Origin of the sequence: Streptomyces griseiscabiei (assembly GCF_020010925.1) — a bacterium.
In the GTDB taxonomy this organism is placed as follows: domain Bacteria; phylum Actinomycetota; class Actinomycetes; order Streptomycetales; family Streptomycetaceae; genus Streptomyces; species Streptomyces griseiscabiei.
In genome coordinates this window covers 2,444,231-2,457,768 of the sequence record NZ_JAGJBZ010000001.1, presented here as the reverse complement: position 1 = coordinate 2,457,768, position 13,538 = coordinate 2,444,231, and the positions used below count along the sequence as shown (strand labels likewise).

At 70.9% G+C, this 13,538-nt stretch carries 13 protein-coding genes; 4 read left to right on the top strand and 9 right to left on the bottom strand.

Annotated features, from left to right (window positions below; all coding sequences use genetic code 11):
• Positions 1 to 67: 67 nt before the first annotated feature.
• Complete coding sequence (locus J8M51_RS10550) at positions 68 to 1,288, top strand: sensor histidine kinase (protein WP_086761664.1); 1,221 nt, start codon at positions 68 to 70, stop codon at positions 1,286 to 1,288.
• Between the two features lie 19 nt (positions 1,289 to 1,307).
• Here J8M51_RS10550 and J8M51_RS10545 read toward each other — a convergent pair whose 3' ends face one another.
• The 7 genes from J8M51_RS10545 to J8M51_RS10515 form a co-directional block, all read right to left on the bottom strand.
• Entirely contained in the window at positions 1,308 to 1,463 is a 156-nt protein-coding gene (locus J8M51_RS10545; RefSeq protein ID WP_107473834.1) for a hypothetical protein, read from the bottom strand.
• Positions 1,464 to 1,477: 14 nt separating this feature from the next.
• Positions 1,478 to 3,382: a protein kinase domain-containing protein gene (locus J8M51_RS10540; protein ID WP_267299133.1), complete on the bottom strand. Its 1,905-nt coding sequence runs from the start codon at positions 3,380 to 3,382 to the stop codon at positions 1,478 to 1,480.
• 52 nt (positions 3,383 to 3,434) lie between these two features.
• Positions 3,435 to 4,841: a PASTA domain-containing protein gene (locus J8M51_RS10535; protein WP_267299132.1), complete on the bottom strand. Its 1,407-nt coding sequence runs from the start codon at positions 4,839 to 4,841 to the stop codon at positions 3,435 to 3,437.
• Positions 4,842 to 4,997: 156 nt separating this feature from the next.
• Positions 4,998 to 5,942: a cytochrome c oxidase assembly protein gene (locus J8M51_RS10530; RefSeq protein WP_086752824.1), complete on the bottom strand. Its 945-nt coding sequence runs from the start codon at positions 5,940 to 5,942 to the stop codon at positions 4,998 to 5,000.
• 176 nt (positions 5,943 to 6,118) lie between these two features.
• The gene (locus J8M51_RS10525; protein ID WP_086752821.1) at positions 6,119 to 7,144 is read right to left on the bottom strand and encodes a 6-phosphofructokinase; all 1,026 of its coding nucleotides are present in this window, start codon (positions 7,142 to 7,144) and stop codon (positions 6,119 to 6,121) included.
• Between the two features lie 246 nt (positions 7,145 to 7,390).
• Positions 7,391 to 8,119, bottom strand: coding sequence for a type 1 glutamine amidotransferase (locus J8M51_RS10520; RefSeq protein ID WP_086752819.1), 729 nt, complete (start codon positions 8,117 to 8,119; stop codon positions 7,391 to 7,393).
• A 48-nt stretch (positions 8,120 to 8,167) separates the two neighbouring features.
• Positions 8,168 to 9,406 (bottom strand): Mur ligase family protein, encoded by a 1,239-nt coding sequence (locus J8M51_RS10515; protein WP_045562346.1) that lies wholly within the window; start codon positions 9,404 to 9,406, stop codon positions 8,168 to 8,170.
• Positions 9,407 to 9,558: 152 nt separating this feature from the next.
• On the opposite strand from J8M51_RS10515, the gene def reads away from it, so the two are divergent.
• Positions 9,559 to 10,098 carry a peptide deformylase gene (gene def, locus J8M51_RS10510; protein WP_179202901.1) on the top strand — a complete coding sequence of 180 codons (540 nt, stop codon included), beginning with the start codon at positions 9,559 to 9,561 and terminating at the stop codon, positions 10,096 to 10,098.
• Between the two features lie 121 nt (positions 10,099 to 10,219).
• Here def and J8M51_RS10505 read toward each other — a convergent pair whose 3' ends face one another.
• Positions 10,220 to 10,864, bottom strand: a complete 645-nt coding sequence (locus J8M51_RS10505) for a TetR family transcriptional regulator (protein ID WP_086762204.1) — start codon at positions 10,862 to 10,864, stop codon at positions 10,220 to 10,222.
• A gap of 183 nt (positions 10,865 to 11,047) precedes the next feature.
• Between J8M51_RS10505 and J8M51_RS10500 the strand changes: the two genes are divergently transcribed.
• A complete protein-coding gene (locus tag J8M51_RS10500; protein WP_086762206.1) occupies positions 11,048 to 12,274 on the top strand; it encodes an acyl-CoA dehydrogenase family protein in 1,227 nt (408 codons plus the stop codon).
• Between the two features lie 78 nt (positions 12,275 to 12,352).
• Positions 12,353 to 13,015, top strand: a complete 663-nt coding sequence (locus J8M51_RS10495) for a transcriptional regulator (protein ID WP_267299131.1) — start codon at positions 12,353 to 12,355, stop codon at positions 13,013 to 13,015.
• Positions 13,016 to 13,299: 284 nt separating this feature from the next.
• Here the strand turns inward: J8M51_RS10495 and J8M51_RS10490 are convergent, their stop codons facing one another.
• Positions 13,300 to 13,536, bottom strand: coding sequence for a DUF6213 family protein (locus J8M51_RS10490; RefSeq protein WP_086761889.1), 237 nt, complete (start codon positions 13,534 to 13,536; stop codon positions 13,300 to 13,302).
• Positions 13,537 to 13,538: the final 2 nt, after the last annotated feature.

The following is a 13,538-nucleotide window of genomic DNA, read 5'->3' as shown; positions in this document are numbered from 1 at the left end:
CGGAGCACGACAACCCCCGGGCCGCGAGTGGTGTGCCCATGGCGAGAGGTGAGCGATGAGCGCCGAGGTGACCGGCTTCCTCGCGGGGGTCTTCGTGGCCGTACTGCCGCTGCTCGCCGCCGGATTCTGGCTCGGCCGACGTACCGCCCGCCCGCGCAACAGCCTGGGCGGCCTCGGCACCCCCGTCGAGCACGCCACCTTCCAGACCCTGCACACCGCCACCCTCGCCGCGCCCCCGCTGCGCGCCGGACTCACCGAGGAGACGGCCCGCAGATCCGCCAAACGGCTGCGCACCCTGCTCGGCACGGACGCCCTCTGCCTCACCGACCACGAGTCGGTCCTCGCCTGGGAGGGCGTGGCGGAGCACCATCGCGCCGAGATCATGGGACGGCTGGCGGGCCCCCTGGAGACCGGCCGCGGCGAGGCCTTCCCGCTGACCTGCGACATCCTCGACTGCCCGGTGCGCTGGGCCGTCGTCGCGCCCCTCACGGTCGACGACCGCGTGCACGGCGCGCTCGTCGCCTGCGCACCCCGGGAGTCCGCCGTCCTCGTCCGGGCCGCCGGCGAGGTCGCCCGCTGGGTCTCGGTCCAGCTCGAACTGGCCGACCTCGACCAGTCCCGCACCCGCCTGATAGAGGCCGAGATCAAGGCCCTGCGCGCCCAGATCTCCCCGCACTTCATCTTCAACTCGCTCGCGGTGATCGCCTCGTTCGTCCGCACCGACCCCGAGCGCGCCCGTGAACTCCTCCTGGAGTTCGCCGACTTCACCCGCTACTCGTTCCGCAAGCACGGCGACTTCACCACCCTCGCCGACGAACTGCACGCCATCGACCACTACTTGGCGCTGGTCCGGGCCCGCTTCGGCGACCGGCTCTCGGTCACACTCCAGATAGCCCCCGAGGTCCTGCCGGTCACCCTGCCCTTCCTCTGCCTCCAGCCCCTCGTGGAGAACGCGGTGAAGCACGGCCTCGAAGGCCGTACGGTGCACGCCGCGGCCAAGAGCCACATCAGCATCACCGCCCAGGACGCGGGCGCCGAGGCACTCGTCGTCATCGAGGACGACGGCGTCGGCATGGAGCCCGAGGTGCTGCGCCGTATCCTCTCCGGCGAGACCAGCCCCTCGGGCGGCATCGGCCTGAGCAATGTCGACGAGCGGCTGCGCCAGGTGTACGGCGACGACCACGGCCTCGTCATCGAGACCGCGGTCGGCGCGGGCATGAAGATCACCGCCCGGCTGCCGAAGTACCAGCCGGGCGTACACCCGGACGGGGGAATTCCGCGGGCCTGAGGGGCGCCGGGCACGGGCCTCAGGTACGCGCCGCCACCATCCCCAGGGTCAGCAGACCCAGGACGACCCATCCGAACCACAGCCAGCCATTGCTGCCTAGCGCCACCGAGTAGGCCGTCACCGCGACCAGCCCACCGACGGTGAGCACCCCCATGGCCTTCGTCGAACCGGGCATCGCAACACCCCTTCTCAGGCTTCTTCTCCCTCCATGGTGCCTCCACTACCGGAAATGACAGTGCAGACGACAAAATGTGCGCCTTTTTTCCAGCCGTCCTCGCTGATCCAGAAACCGGACCCGGTCAGTGAGGGCTCATAGCCGTACTGCTGCGGCGGCAGGTTCTCCCGGCAGGCGTCGAGCGCCTGGTCCTGGGCTTCCTCGTACGTCGTCCCGGGGCTCATCCGGTGGAAACCGAGCACCTTCTGCCGGTGGCGGTCCCGGCAGGAGACCAGCCTGATCCTGTTGCCGGAGACCGGGTCGAGGCAGTCCTGTTTCTGCAGGGTGGCCACGTCGACGAGCACCGTGGAGCCCGTCGTCCGGTAGTCGCCGATCGGCCCGTACACCGGCCTGCGGGTGCCCAGCAGCAGACAGGCGACCCGACGGCCGGCGGTGTCGAAGCCGTCGTCGGTCGGCAGGACGGCGTAGGTCCGGACGTCCGCGAGCTTCTCGCGGGCCTCGACCGTGAGCTGCTCGCAGCGGGCGGCACCGGCCGTCCGGGCGTCCTCGGCGGACGGCACCTCGAAGGAGGTCATCACCTGTCCGTCCATCGCGGGCCCCTCGCACCCGGGCACGATCCGCAGCTCGGCGGCGTCCGTGAAGGGAGCGCCGGTCCAGGTCACGTCCACACAGTCGCCGTCCCGCAGCGGCTCGGTCAGCCCCACGGTCCGCCCGTACGGCAGCTCCGTGCTCAGGGTGTCGCCGCTGCCGCCCAGACCCCTCGGCAGTTCCCTGATGTTCCCCATGGCCCACCAGATCCCGCCGACCACCAGGGCGAGCCCGAGGGTGGTGGCCATACCGGCGAGCAGGGCCCGGCCGCGATGCCGGCGGGGGCGCACACCGGTCGCGGGCACCGGCCGGGCCGGGGCGGGCTCCGGCGCGGGCGTCGGCGCCTGCCACGGTGTCCCGTGGGGCGCCCGCGCGGCGAGGAACTCGCGCTCCGCCGTGTGCGTGGGCTCGCTCGCCCAGTGCGGCTGCGACCCCAGGTCCGGTTCGGTGCGGGGGTGGGCCTGGGGGGTGACGATCGCGGAGAGCGCCGCCTCGGTCCCGGCGGCGGTGATCCGGCGTACGGGGTCCTTGGCGAGCATGGTCGCCAGGACGGGCTCCAGCGCGCCCGCGCGCAGCATGGGCCGCGGCTCCTCCAGGACGGCGGCGGTCAGCGCGGCGATCTCCGTGTCACGGTCGAAGGGCCCGTACCCCTCGACGGCGTGGTAGAGCGTGCAGCCCAGCGAGAACAGGTCGGACGCGGCGGTCGGCGGCCCGCCCTGCGCCCGCTCGGGCGCCAGATATCCGGCGGTGCCGACCAGGACGTGCGTCCGGGTGTACCGGGTCTCCTGGGTGTCGGGCTGGACCGAGATGCCGTAGTCGGTGAGGAGCACCCGCGCGTACGGCGATCCGGTGCGGTCCGGGGCGAGCAGGATGTTGGCCGGCTTGACGTCCCGGTGCATGACGCCGCGCTCGTGCCCGGCGGTCAGCGCGTCCAGTACACAGAGCCCGATCCGGGCGCACTCGGCGGGCGCGAGGGCGCCCCGCCGCGTGACGAGGGCCTTCAGATCGAGGGCGCCGGGCACGTACTCCATGACGATCCACGGCAGTTCGTCGTGCTCCAGGACGTCGTGCACGGTGACCACGTGCGGATGGTGGCGCAGTCCGGCGGCGTGCCGGGCCTCGGCTCGGGCGCGGGCCACCCGGGCCGTGCGCTCCCGCTCGGCCTCGCCCGGATCGCGGAACACGATCTCCTTGAGCGCCACCTCGCAGTCCAGCTGCCGGTCATGGGCCAGCCAGACATGGCCCATACCGCCGCTGCCCAGCCGGTTCAGCAGGAGATAGCGGTCGGCGATGACCCGGCCGACTCCCGAACGCGGTGCTCCTGACTGCATCGGTCACTCCCGGATTCCGGATCCGTCGGGTTCATCAGATGTGTCGGATCCATCAGATCCACATGAACTGGGGCGGTTCCTCGACGGGTTCACTCGGGGGAGCGCTCGTCGTCGGGGTGCCGGCGGGCGGACCGCTGTCGCCCGGCGGGGTGGGGTCGGGGTCCGGCGACGGCCGCTCGGAGGACTTGGACGGTGTCGGCGCGAGGGAGGTGCCGCCTGTCGACGGGGGAGGGGCCGCCTCGGTGGGTGACGACCCGTCGTCCGCCGGGGAGGAGCCCCCGCCGGACGGGGGCGGGTCACGGTCCGCCGGCGCCGAGTCGCTCCCGGACGGCTCGGACGGCCCGGACCCCTGGGGCGGCTCGGACGGCTTGGACGGTTCGGACGGCTTGGAAGGCGACGATGCTCCGGACGAGGAGCCGCCGTTCGGTGAACCCTCCGTCTCCGAAGGCGAACCGGGCCCTGATCCGGCCCCCGAGCCGCCGGTGCCGTCCCCCGGATCCGACGGTTCGGACGGTTCGGACGGCTCCGAGATCTCGCCCGGCCACTCCACACGCAGTGCCACCGCCGCCCCGAAGTCCAGCTCGGCACCCGCCCCGGGGCTCGACCCGGTCACCTGGGCGTCACCCGGTGGCAGCCGGTCTCCGGCGACGGTCACCGCCAGACCCTGGTCCGCCATGGCCGCGCTCGCCTCGTCGAAGGTCATCCCGCGCACCTGCGGGACGGCCTGCCGTACCCGGGTGTCGAACGTCGAGTCGGACTCGCCCGTGGTGCCGACCTCCCGGCTGATGCCCTGGTCCGGGTCCTCGACATCGATGAGCTTGATCTCCTTCAGCCGCTCCGGAGCGGGCTTGACGACGATCACCCGGGACTCGGCGTAGCCCCTCCACCTCTTGTGATCGCCGGCGAATTCCACCTTGATGCGCTCGGGGTTCTCGTCGAACGCGCGCAGCGGATTTCCGCAGCTGCACTTCACGGCGGGCAAGCCCTGATCGTCGACCAGAACCGCGATACCGGCTTCCAGCAACGCGTCGAAGGGGACGGCCCTGCCCTTCTTGTAGTCGTGGTTCTTCACGAGGGTGTCGTGACGCAGGAGAACGGGTGTGAGTTCGTCAAGATAACGTTCGATGCCGTCGACCTCGATACCGACGATCCGGGCCCATTCCTGAGCCTTTTTCTTGTTTTCGTGGGCGGTGAGGAAATCCTCCAGCTTGCCCACGTCACAGATCTTCGGTTTCTGTGTGCCCCCATACAGACCAGGGGTGTTGCCCTGCTGGAGACCGCTGTGCGGCCGCAGGGAACGGAGGTCGGTCTCGTCCCTGCCCAGCCGTTCCCCCTCGTCGAAGAAGGGGGCGAGGGACGGAACCCCCGCCGCCACCGCCTTCACCGCGAGCAGTGAGGGGGCCGAGTCGCCGCACCCGCCGAGAAGCAGCACGCCCACCAGAAGCAGGCATGTTCGCAAGCCTGTATGAATTGTCATGACCGCTCCCCCCAGCGGTTTTCCCCGTCACCCCGCGGCGCCGAAGCGGGGCTCACCCGACATGCTACTTAAGGGCAAAGCCTCGCGGCCAAGGAAAAAGAAAAAGAGAAAGGGGGAAAGAGGGAAAGGGAATGAGGCTCAGCGGCTGCGTGCGTCGAGTGAGGCGAGATAGGCGTTGTACGCCTCCAGTTCCTTGTCGCCGTCCCGGTCGGCCGCGCGGTCCTGGCGCTTGGCCTGCCGCTGCTCGGAGCCGTACCACTGGAAGAGCAGTGCGAGCAGGACGAGCACCGAGGGGATCTCGCTGAACGCCCAGGCGATGCCGCCGGCCGCGTTCTGGTCGGCGAGCGCGTCGATGCCGAGGGAGGCGGGCGGGTTCTCGTACGTCCTGACCATCGGCGCGGACGCCATCATCAGCGCGATGCCGAAGAACGCGTGGAACGGCATGCCCGCGAACAGTTCCAGCATCCGCATCAGATAGCCGGGGCGGTGCGGACCCGGGTCGACGCCCATGATCGGCCAGAAGAAGAACAGTCCGACCAGCAGGAAGTGCGTCATCATCACGATGTGCCCCGGCGTCGACCCCATCAGGAAGTCGAACAACGGCGTGAAGTACAGCCCGTACAGGCTCGCGATGAACATCGGGATCGTGAACGCCGGATGCGTGACGATCTTCATGTACCAGCTGTGCAGGAACATCATCAGCAGCTCACGCGGCCCCTTCCGCCCCTTCCCCGCCACCGGCAGCGCCCGCAACGCCAGGGTGACCGGCGCCCCGAGGAGCAGCACGATCGGCGCCAGCATGCTGATCACCATGTGCTGCACCATGTGCACGCTGAACATGACCATGCCGTAGTCGTTCAGCCCGGTGCATGTCACCAGCATCACCAGCAGCACACCCACGACGAACGCGACGGTCCGCCCGACGGGCCACTTGTCGCCGCGCCGCACCAGCCGCACGACGCCCCAGGCGTAGAGCCCGAGGCCCAGCAGGCAGGCGATCAGGAAGAACGGATCCGCCGACCACGAGAGCCCTCGCCCGAGAGTGAAGGGCAAGAGCCCCGTCCCGTGCCCGCTGTGATCCATCCGCCGGCTCCTGTTTCATGGGGGTTGAGCGCTGTACGTCCGCCCCCAGACTAGAACCGCCCCCGGCCACGATCATGACCGGGGGCAAGCACGAAGGGGCGCGGGGAACTGCGCGACAAGCCACGACCCACCCGCAGCCGACGACCCACCCGCTGGACCGAGCTCCTAGTCGCAACTCACAGCACACACTCCGCCTCGGCATACCTCTCCGAAGGCACCGTCTTCAGCGTCTCCACCGCCTCCGCGAGCGGCACCATCACGATGTCCGTCCCCCGCAGCGCGGTCATGTTGCCGAACTCACCCCGGTGCACGGCCTCCACCGCGTGCCACCCGAACCGCGTCGCCAGCACCCGGTCGTACGCGGTCGGCGTACCGCCCCGCTGCACATGCCCGAGGATCACCGGCCGCGCCTCCTTCCCGAGGCGCTGCTCCAGCTCGATGGAGAGCTGCCGGGCGATCCCGGCGAACCGCTCGTGCCCGTAGATGTCCTTGCCGCCCTCGTCGAACTCCATCGACCCGGCCTTCGGCTTGGCCCCCTCCGCCGCGACGACGATCGCGAACCGCTTGCCCGCCGCGAACCGCTCGCCGACCCGCGCGGCCAGCTCCTCGATGTCGAAGGGCCGTTCGGGGACGACGATGGCGTGCGCGCCGGCCGCCATGCCGGAGTGGAGCGCGATCCAGCCGGTGTGGCGGCCCATGACCTCCACGACCAGGACCCGCTGGTGGGACTCGGCGGTGGTCTTCAGCCGGTCCAGGGCCTCGGTGGCGACACCCACGGCCGTGTCGAAGCCGAAGGTGACGTCCGTGACCGCGATGTCGTTGTCGATGGTCTTCGGCACACCGACGACCGGCAGGCCGCTGTCGGACATCAGCCGGGCCGCCTTGAGCGTGCCCTCACCGCCGATGGGGATGATCGCGTCGAGACCCAGCTCCTCGACATGGCCCTTGGCCCGCGCCACCCCGTCGCGCAGATGCGAGGGCTGGACGCGGGAGGAGCCGAGGATCGTGCCGCCGCGGGCCAGGATGCCCGCCACCGCGTCCAGGTCGAGCTTGAGGTAGTCGCCCTCCAGGAGACCCTTCCAGCCGTCCCGGAAGCCGATGACCTCGTCGCCGTGGTCGACGACGGCGCGGTGCACGACGGACCGGATGACGGCGTTCAGCCCGGGGCAGTCGCCGCCGGACGTGAGGACACCAATGCGCATAGCCCGAATACCTTCTCGACGTGGGCCGGGGACCGGACCGCTCTGTCCGGCTGGAAACGCCGCCACCCTACCGGCGGCGGGGGCCCCTCCCGTAGCGGGCGTCCGCCTGCTGGACGCCCCCGCACAGGTGAGCGGAGCCCTGGTCAGACGGGCTGTCACACATGAGCGGGGGCGGTGTCGTACGGGCTTTCGTCCGGGCACTGAGGAACCGTTTCTCAGGCTCCCCGGCCCGGCTCGCGCGGCGCGTTACGCGGGCTGTGTCGCCGCCGAGATGCGCTCGTCGCGCAGCGCCTCGAACCAGCGGTCGTCGGTCGGCGGCAGCGCGTTCACATCCAGCGCCAGCTTCAGCAGCAGGTCCGCGATCTGCGGGTTCCGCGCCAGCACCGGCCCGTGCATGTACGTACCGAACACGGTGTCGTTGTACGCGCCCTCCGTGCCGTCGCCCGTGCCGTTGCCCTTGCCGAGCCGTACGTTCGCCAGCGGGCGGGCGGTGGGGCCGAGGTGGGTGACGCCCTGGTGGTTCTCGAACCCGGTCAGCTGGGGCAGCCCGAGGCGCGGGTCGATGTCCGCGAGGACGTCGCCGACACACCGCTCGCCCTCGCCACGGGTCGTCGTCACGTCGAGCAGACCGAGGCCCGGCTCACGCTGACCGAGGTCGTTGACGAACTCGTGGCCGAGGATCTGGTACCCGGCGCAGACCGCGAAGACGATCGCCCCGTTGTTCACCGCCTGGTACAGATGCCGGTCCCGGCGCAGCCGCTCGGCCGCCAGCCGCTGCGGCCGGTCCTCGCCGCCGCCGATCAGATAGATGTCGCCGGAGGTCGGGATCGGCTGGTCGCTGCGCACGTCCAGCCGGGCCACGTCCAGGCCGCGCTGGCGCGCCCGGCGCTCGACGACGAGGACGTTGCCCTGGTCGCCGTAGGTGCTGAGCAGGTCCGGGTAGACCCAGACGACCCGCAGACTGTTGTCGCTCATGAAGTCAGTGCCCCTCAGAGTCGTTCATGGTCGTTCGTGGCCGGGTGCTCAGTTGCCCACGCGGCGGCGCAGGTCCTGGAACGCGGTGTAGTTGGCGATGACCTCGATCCGGCCGGGCGGGCACATCTGCACCGCCTGGTCGAGGGTGTCGCAGACCTGGAAGTGCTGGTTCGCCACCTCCAGACGTACCGCGAGGTCGAGCTTGCGGTCGCCCAGCACGAAGATCGGGTGGCCGGTCAGCCGGGTGTAGTCCACGTCCCACAGCCACGAGGTGTCCGTGCCGTCGGCGCCGCGCGCGTTCACCGACAGGATCACCGGCGACGGCGGCGGGTCGATCAGCGAGAACGTCTCCAGCCAGCCCGCCGGGTTCTTGGCGAGCAGCAGCCGCAGATCGCGCTGCATGAACTGCACCACGTCGTACCGCCCGGCCACCGCCTGCACCTGGTACATCCGTTCCAGGGCGACCTGCGGGGGCACCCCGAAGACGGCGGCGGTGGCGGCCGACGAGGCGGCGTTCGCCTTGTTGGCGCGGCCCGGCAGCTGGAGGTGGATCGGCCAGGCCGAGCCGTGCGGGTCGAGGACGTGGTCGCCGGAGAGCGCCCAGCTCGGCGTCGGGCGGCGGAAACCGCACTCGCCGCAGAACCAGTCGTCGCCGGGGCGCTGCATCACACCGCCGCAGGACGGGCAGGACCAGGCGTCGTCCTTCCACATCTGGCCGACCGCGACCCAGATCACGTTCGGCGACGACGAGGCCGCCCACACGATCAGCGGGTCGTCGCAGTTGGCCACCACGACGGCCTTGGTGCCGGCCAGGCCCTCCCGCCACGCCTCCGCCATCATGCGGGTCTCGGCGGCACGGTCGAGCTGGTCGCGGGAGAGGTTGAGCAGTGCGATGCACTTGGGGTCGGTGTCCCGCGCGACACCGGCGAGGTACTTCTCGTCGACCTCGATGACCGCGAACTTGGCGTCCGAGTTCCCGGCGAGCGCCGAGGTGATGCCCGCGGGCATGTTGGCGCCGAGCGCGTTCGAGACGACCTCGCCCGCCGCGCGCAGTGCCTCGGCGATCAGCCGGGTCGTGGTGGTCTTGCCGTTGGTGGCGGAGACCAGGACGACGTCCAGGCTCTGTGCGAGCCGGGCGAGGAGGTCGGGGTCGAGTTTCAGTGCCACCCGGCCACCGATCACAGATCCGCTACCGCGTCCAGCGGCACGCGATGCCGCCGCGACCGCCTTGCCCGCCGTCACGGCCAGCTTGGCCCGCGGCGTGAGCGGGTCCGAGTTGCCTGCCATCAGTTCTCGATCCTCCTTGCGTACAGCGCCGCGCCCAGTCCCGGCAACGTGTGGACCAAAGCCTATCGAGATCCACTCACGCGCCCGAATCTCGACGGGTGCGTTGCACCCGCCGGCCCGGCCAAATCGGGTGGGAACGTACTCTTGCGGCCATGCGAAACGGCTCGATTCCCGGCGCCCGAGGGCGCGTTCTCCCCATGACACTGCTCGGGGACCCCGTATTGCAGGCGCCTTGTGAAGACGTGACGGAGTTCGGGCCCGAACTGGTGCGGCTTGTGGAGGACATGTTCGCGACGATGTACGACGCGCGGGGGGTGGGGCTGGCCGCGAACCAGGTGGGCCGGGGGCTCCGGGTGTTCGTGTACGACTGTCCGGACGACGAGGACGTCCGTCATCTCGGGCATGTGGTCAATCCCCGGCTGGTCTCGACCGAGGGGATCGTACTGCGCGGGCCCGAGGGTTGTCTGTCCCTGCCCGGCCTGGAGGCGGGGGTGGAGCGGTACGACGAGGCCGTGGTGGAGGGGTTCACGGTGGACGGGGACCGGGTGCGGGTGTCGGGGAGCGGGTTCTTCGCGCGGTGTCTTCAGCACGAGTGCGATCACCTTGAGGGCCGGGTGTATGCGGACCGGCTGTCGGGGTGGCGGCGGTCTCGGCTGATGCGGAAGGTCGCCCGGGCGTCGTGGGGGGCGTGAGTCCGTCGGCGGGTGCGCGTGCGGTGGGGGTTCTCGCGCCCACGCGGCGGAGCCGCATATCGATACAGCCCCGCGCCCCTTTCAGGGGCGCTTGTCCCCGGCCCCTGCGACAAGGAACCCTCTAGAAGCCCGGGCTGCCCACCTTGTCGCCCGCCGCTGCCAGACGGCCCCAGAGGAGGTCGGCGAGGCTGCGGACCAACTCGGCCCTGGAGAGGGGGCGTTCGTTGAGCCACCAGTCGCCGGCCGCGTGCATCATGCCGACGATGCCGTGGCCCCATACACGTGACAGCAGACGGCTGTCGGGGCCGAGGTCGAGGCGGTCCTCTATGACCTTGCCGAGTTCCTCGCCCATGCGGCGCAGCAGGGGGGCCGAGTGCCTGCCGACGTCGAAGCCCTGGTCGGCGGGCTGGCCGCCCTCCGCCGGGTGCATCAGGAAGCGGTACACCTGGGGGCGGGCCTCGATGGCCGCCAGATAGGTGTCGAGGGTCGCCTCGACGCGCTCGCGGCGCTCCGCCGGGGCGTCCAGCGCGGCCCGCAGCGAGTCGAGGAGGGCGTCCGTGTGGCGCTGGGCGAGGGCGGCGTACAGTCCGCCCTTGTCACCGAAATGGCGGTAGAGGATCGGCTTGGTGATGCCGGCCTCGGCGGCGATGGCGTTCATCGACGCTCCGGGGCCGTCACGGAGCACGACCCGGTCCGCGGCCTCCAGCAGCTCGCGCCGACGGCGGTCGGCGGACCGCTCCTGGTCGGTCCGCTGCGTGGTGTCCATGAGTCTCTCCCCCAAATACTGATGACGGTGACGCCTTGCGCAAACTAACACTGATTGGCACGACCCGATCGAACGGGTCGAACGGGCTACCGGGTGCGCCCCGGGAGTTGACTTTTCCTACCGACCGGTAACAGACTCGCAGTTACCGCAGGTAACATCTTAGTGCAGTGCTGGAGGCGCGTCATGGCCGAGTTCACCATGGAACTCAACGAGGAACAGCGAGAGGTCCGCGACTGGCTCCACGGATTCGCCGCCGATGTCATTCGCCCCGCGGCCGCCGAGTGGGACGAGCGCGAGGAGACCCCCTGGCCGGTGATCCAGGAGGCCGCCAAGGTCGGCATCTACTCCCTGGACTTCTACGCCCAGCAGTACTTCGACCCCACCGGCCTCGGCATCCCCATGGCCATGGAGGAGCTCTTCTGGGGCGACGCGGGCATCGCCCTGTCCATCGTCGGCACCGGCCTCGCCGCCGTGGGCGTCCTCGCCAACGGCACCGAGGAGCAGATCGGCACCTGGATCCCCCAGATGTACGGCGACGCCAACGACGTCAAGGTCGCCGCGTTCTGCTCCTCCGAGCCCGACGCCGGCTCCGACGTGGCCTCCATGCGCACGCGCGCGGTGTACGACGAGGCCAAGGACGAGTGGGTCCTCAACGGCACCAAGACCTGGGCGACCAACGGCGGCATCGCCAACGTCCATGTCGTCGTCGCCGTGGTCGACCCCGAACTGGGCTCCAAGGGCCACGCGTCCTTCATCGTCCCGCCGAACACGCCCGGCCTGTCCCAGGGCCAGAAGTTCAAGAAGCACGGCATCCGCGCCTCCCACACCGCCGAGGTCGTCCTGGAGGACGCCCGCGTCCCCGGCTCCTGCCTCCTCGGCGGCAAGGAGAAGCTCGACGAGCGCCTGGCGCGGGCCCATGAGCGGGCGAAGAGCGGTGGCGAGCGCGTGAAGAACGCGGCGATGGCCACGTTCGAGGCGTCCCGCCCGGCCGTGGGCGCCATGGCGGTGGGCACCGCCCGTGCCGCGTACGAGGTGGCCCTCGACTACGCCAAGACCCGTGAGCAGTTCGGCCGCCCCATCATCGACAACCAGGGCGTCGCCTTCCAGCTCGCCGACATGCGGACCTCCGTCGACGCGGCGCGGCTCCTGGTGTGGCGGGCGTCCTGGATGGCGATCAACGGCCGGCCGTTCACCGCGGCCGAGGGCTCCCAGTCGAAGCTGTTCGCGAGCGAGACGGCGAAGAAGGTGACCGCGCAGGCCATCCAGATACTGGGCGGCAACGGATACACCCGGGAGTACCCGGTCGAGCGGATGCACCGGGACGCGGCTATCTACACCATCTTCGAGGGTACGAGTGAGGTGCAGCGGCTGGTGATCGCCCGGACCCTGTCGGGGATGCCGATCCGGTAGCGCCGAGGGGCGGCTGTCCGGCCGGGCCACGGGCCGCTGACCAGCGGTGACGACAGGTGAACCCGACGGGAGTGCTCGATGACACGTACGGCCGGAGAAGTGCTGGAAGCCACCGCCGCACGGCTCGCCCCGGGACCCGGTGCCAATCCACTGCTGCCCCTCATCGCCTCCGGCGCGGCCGGGCTCGACACGCTCGCCGCGCTCGCGATGGAGCAGCGGCTGGTGATCGCCGCGGATCTGCTCTCCTTCCGCCATCTGGCCGTGCGGTCGGCGGCCGGGGAACCGGCGAGCGCCCCCTTCTTCGAGATGCTCGCGGAGGGGGAGGCGGTGGCGGCGGGGCGGCTCGGGGCGCTCGCGGAGGCGTGCGGGGTGGACGAGAAGCGGGCGGCGGCCTACGAGCCGCTGCCGGGCTGCCAGGCGTATCCGTCGTACGTCGCCCGGCTCGCCCTGGGCGCGGCCCCGGCCGACGTGGTGCTCGCCCTGAGCGCCAACTTCGCTTCCTGGGGCGGCTATTGCGCGACGATCGCCCGGGCCCTGCGCGACCGGTACGGCTTCACCGACGAGGCCTGCGGCTTCTTCGACTTCTTCGCCGAGCCGGCACCGGAACTGGCGGAGCGGGCGAGGGCGGCGTTACAGGCCGCCCTGGACGCCGACCGCATCGACGAGGACGTGGCCGACGGCCACGGCCGACTGCTCGAGAGCTACGAGTCGATGTTCTGGACCACTTTGGCGCGCCTCTGAGGACGCGCCCCGTCGGGGGCGCGGGGAACTGCGCGAGCGACCACGAACGACCCGCAGCCGGCCGACGACCTGGAAGCGGCCCCTAGTGCCGCGACAGGCAACGTTCGCCCCGTCGCGACGCCCGGCACGCTCCCCCCACTCTCGGCTTCGCTCGAGCGGGAGGGGCCCCCACCGCCGCACCGGGCACAAGCCCAAGTACATCCAGTACGAGGGCTCGCACCCGGCACGCCGAGAGCACGCACCGGACGCCGCTCCTTGACGGGCAAACGTTGCCTGCCGCGGCACTAGCCGGAGGCACTCCCACTGCTGTGCGCGATGCACGCCACATCGATCCGGTCCGCCAGCTTCGCCAGCTCGATCGTCAGCGTCGCGACCGTGTCCTCGTCGAGTTCCTCGCCCGCCTCCACCAGGTGCAGCCACCGCCCGCCCACCGTCCGCAGCAGCTTGCTCACTTCGGCGGCGGACACCTGCAAGGTCCCGCGGTCGTCGACGATCAGAGGCAGAGTCACTTCGCGGTTCACAA

Coding starts and splice junctions, on each gene's coding strand:
- J8M51_RS10545 (WP_107473834.1), bottom strand. CDS start 1,463: ATGCCCGGTTCGACGAAGGCCATGGGGGTGCTCACCGTCGGTGGGCTG.
- J8M51_RS10540 (WP_267299133.1), bottom strand. CDS start 3,382: ATGCAGTCAGGAGCACCGCGTTCGGGAGTCGGCCGGGTCATCGCCGAC.
- J8M51_RS10530 (WP_086752824.1), bottom strand. CDS start 5,942: ATGGATCACAGCGGGCACGGGACGGGGCTCTTGCCCTTCACTCTCGGG.
- J8M51_RS10525 (WP_086752821.1), bottom strand. CDS start 7,144: ATGCGCATTGGTGTCCTCACGTCCGGCGGCGACTGCCCCGGGCTGAAC.
- J8M51_RS10520 (WP_086752819.1), bottom strand. CDS start 8,119: ATGAGCGACAACAGTCTGCGGGTCGTCTGGGTCTACCCGGACCTGCTC.
- J8M51_RS10515 (WP_045562346.1), bottom strand. CDS start 9,406: ATGGCAGGCAACTCGGACCCGCTCACGCCGCGGGCCAAGCTGGCCGTG.
- def (WP_179202901.1), top strand. CDS start 9,559: ATGCGAAACGGCTCGATTCCCGGCGCCCGAGGGCGCGTTCTCCCCATG.
- J8M51_RS10505 (WP_086762204.1), bottom strand. CDS start 10,864: ATGGACACCACGCAGCGGACCGACCAGGAGCGGTCCGCCGACCGCCGT.
- J8M51_RS10500 (WP_086762206.1), top strand. CDS start 11,048: ATGGCCGAGTTCACCATGGAACTCAACGAGGAACAGCGAGAGGTCCGC.
- J8M51_RS10495 (WP_267299131.1), top strand. CDS start 12,353: ATGACACGTACGGCCGGAGAAGTGCTGGAAGCCACCGCCGCACGGCTC.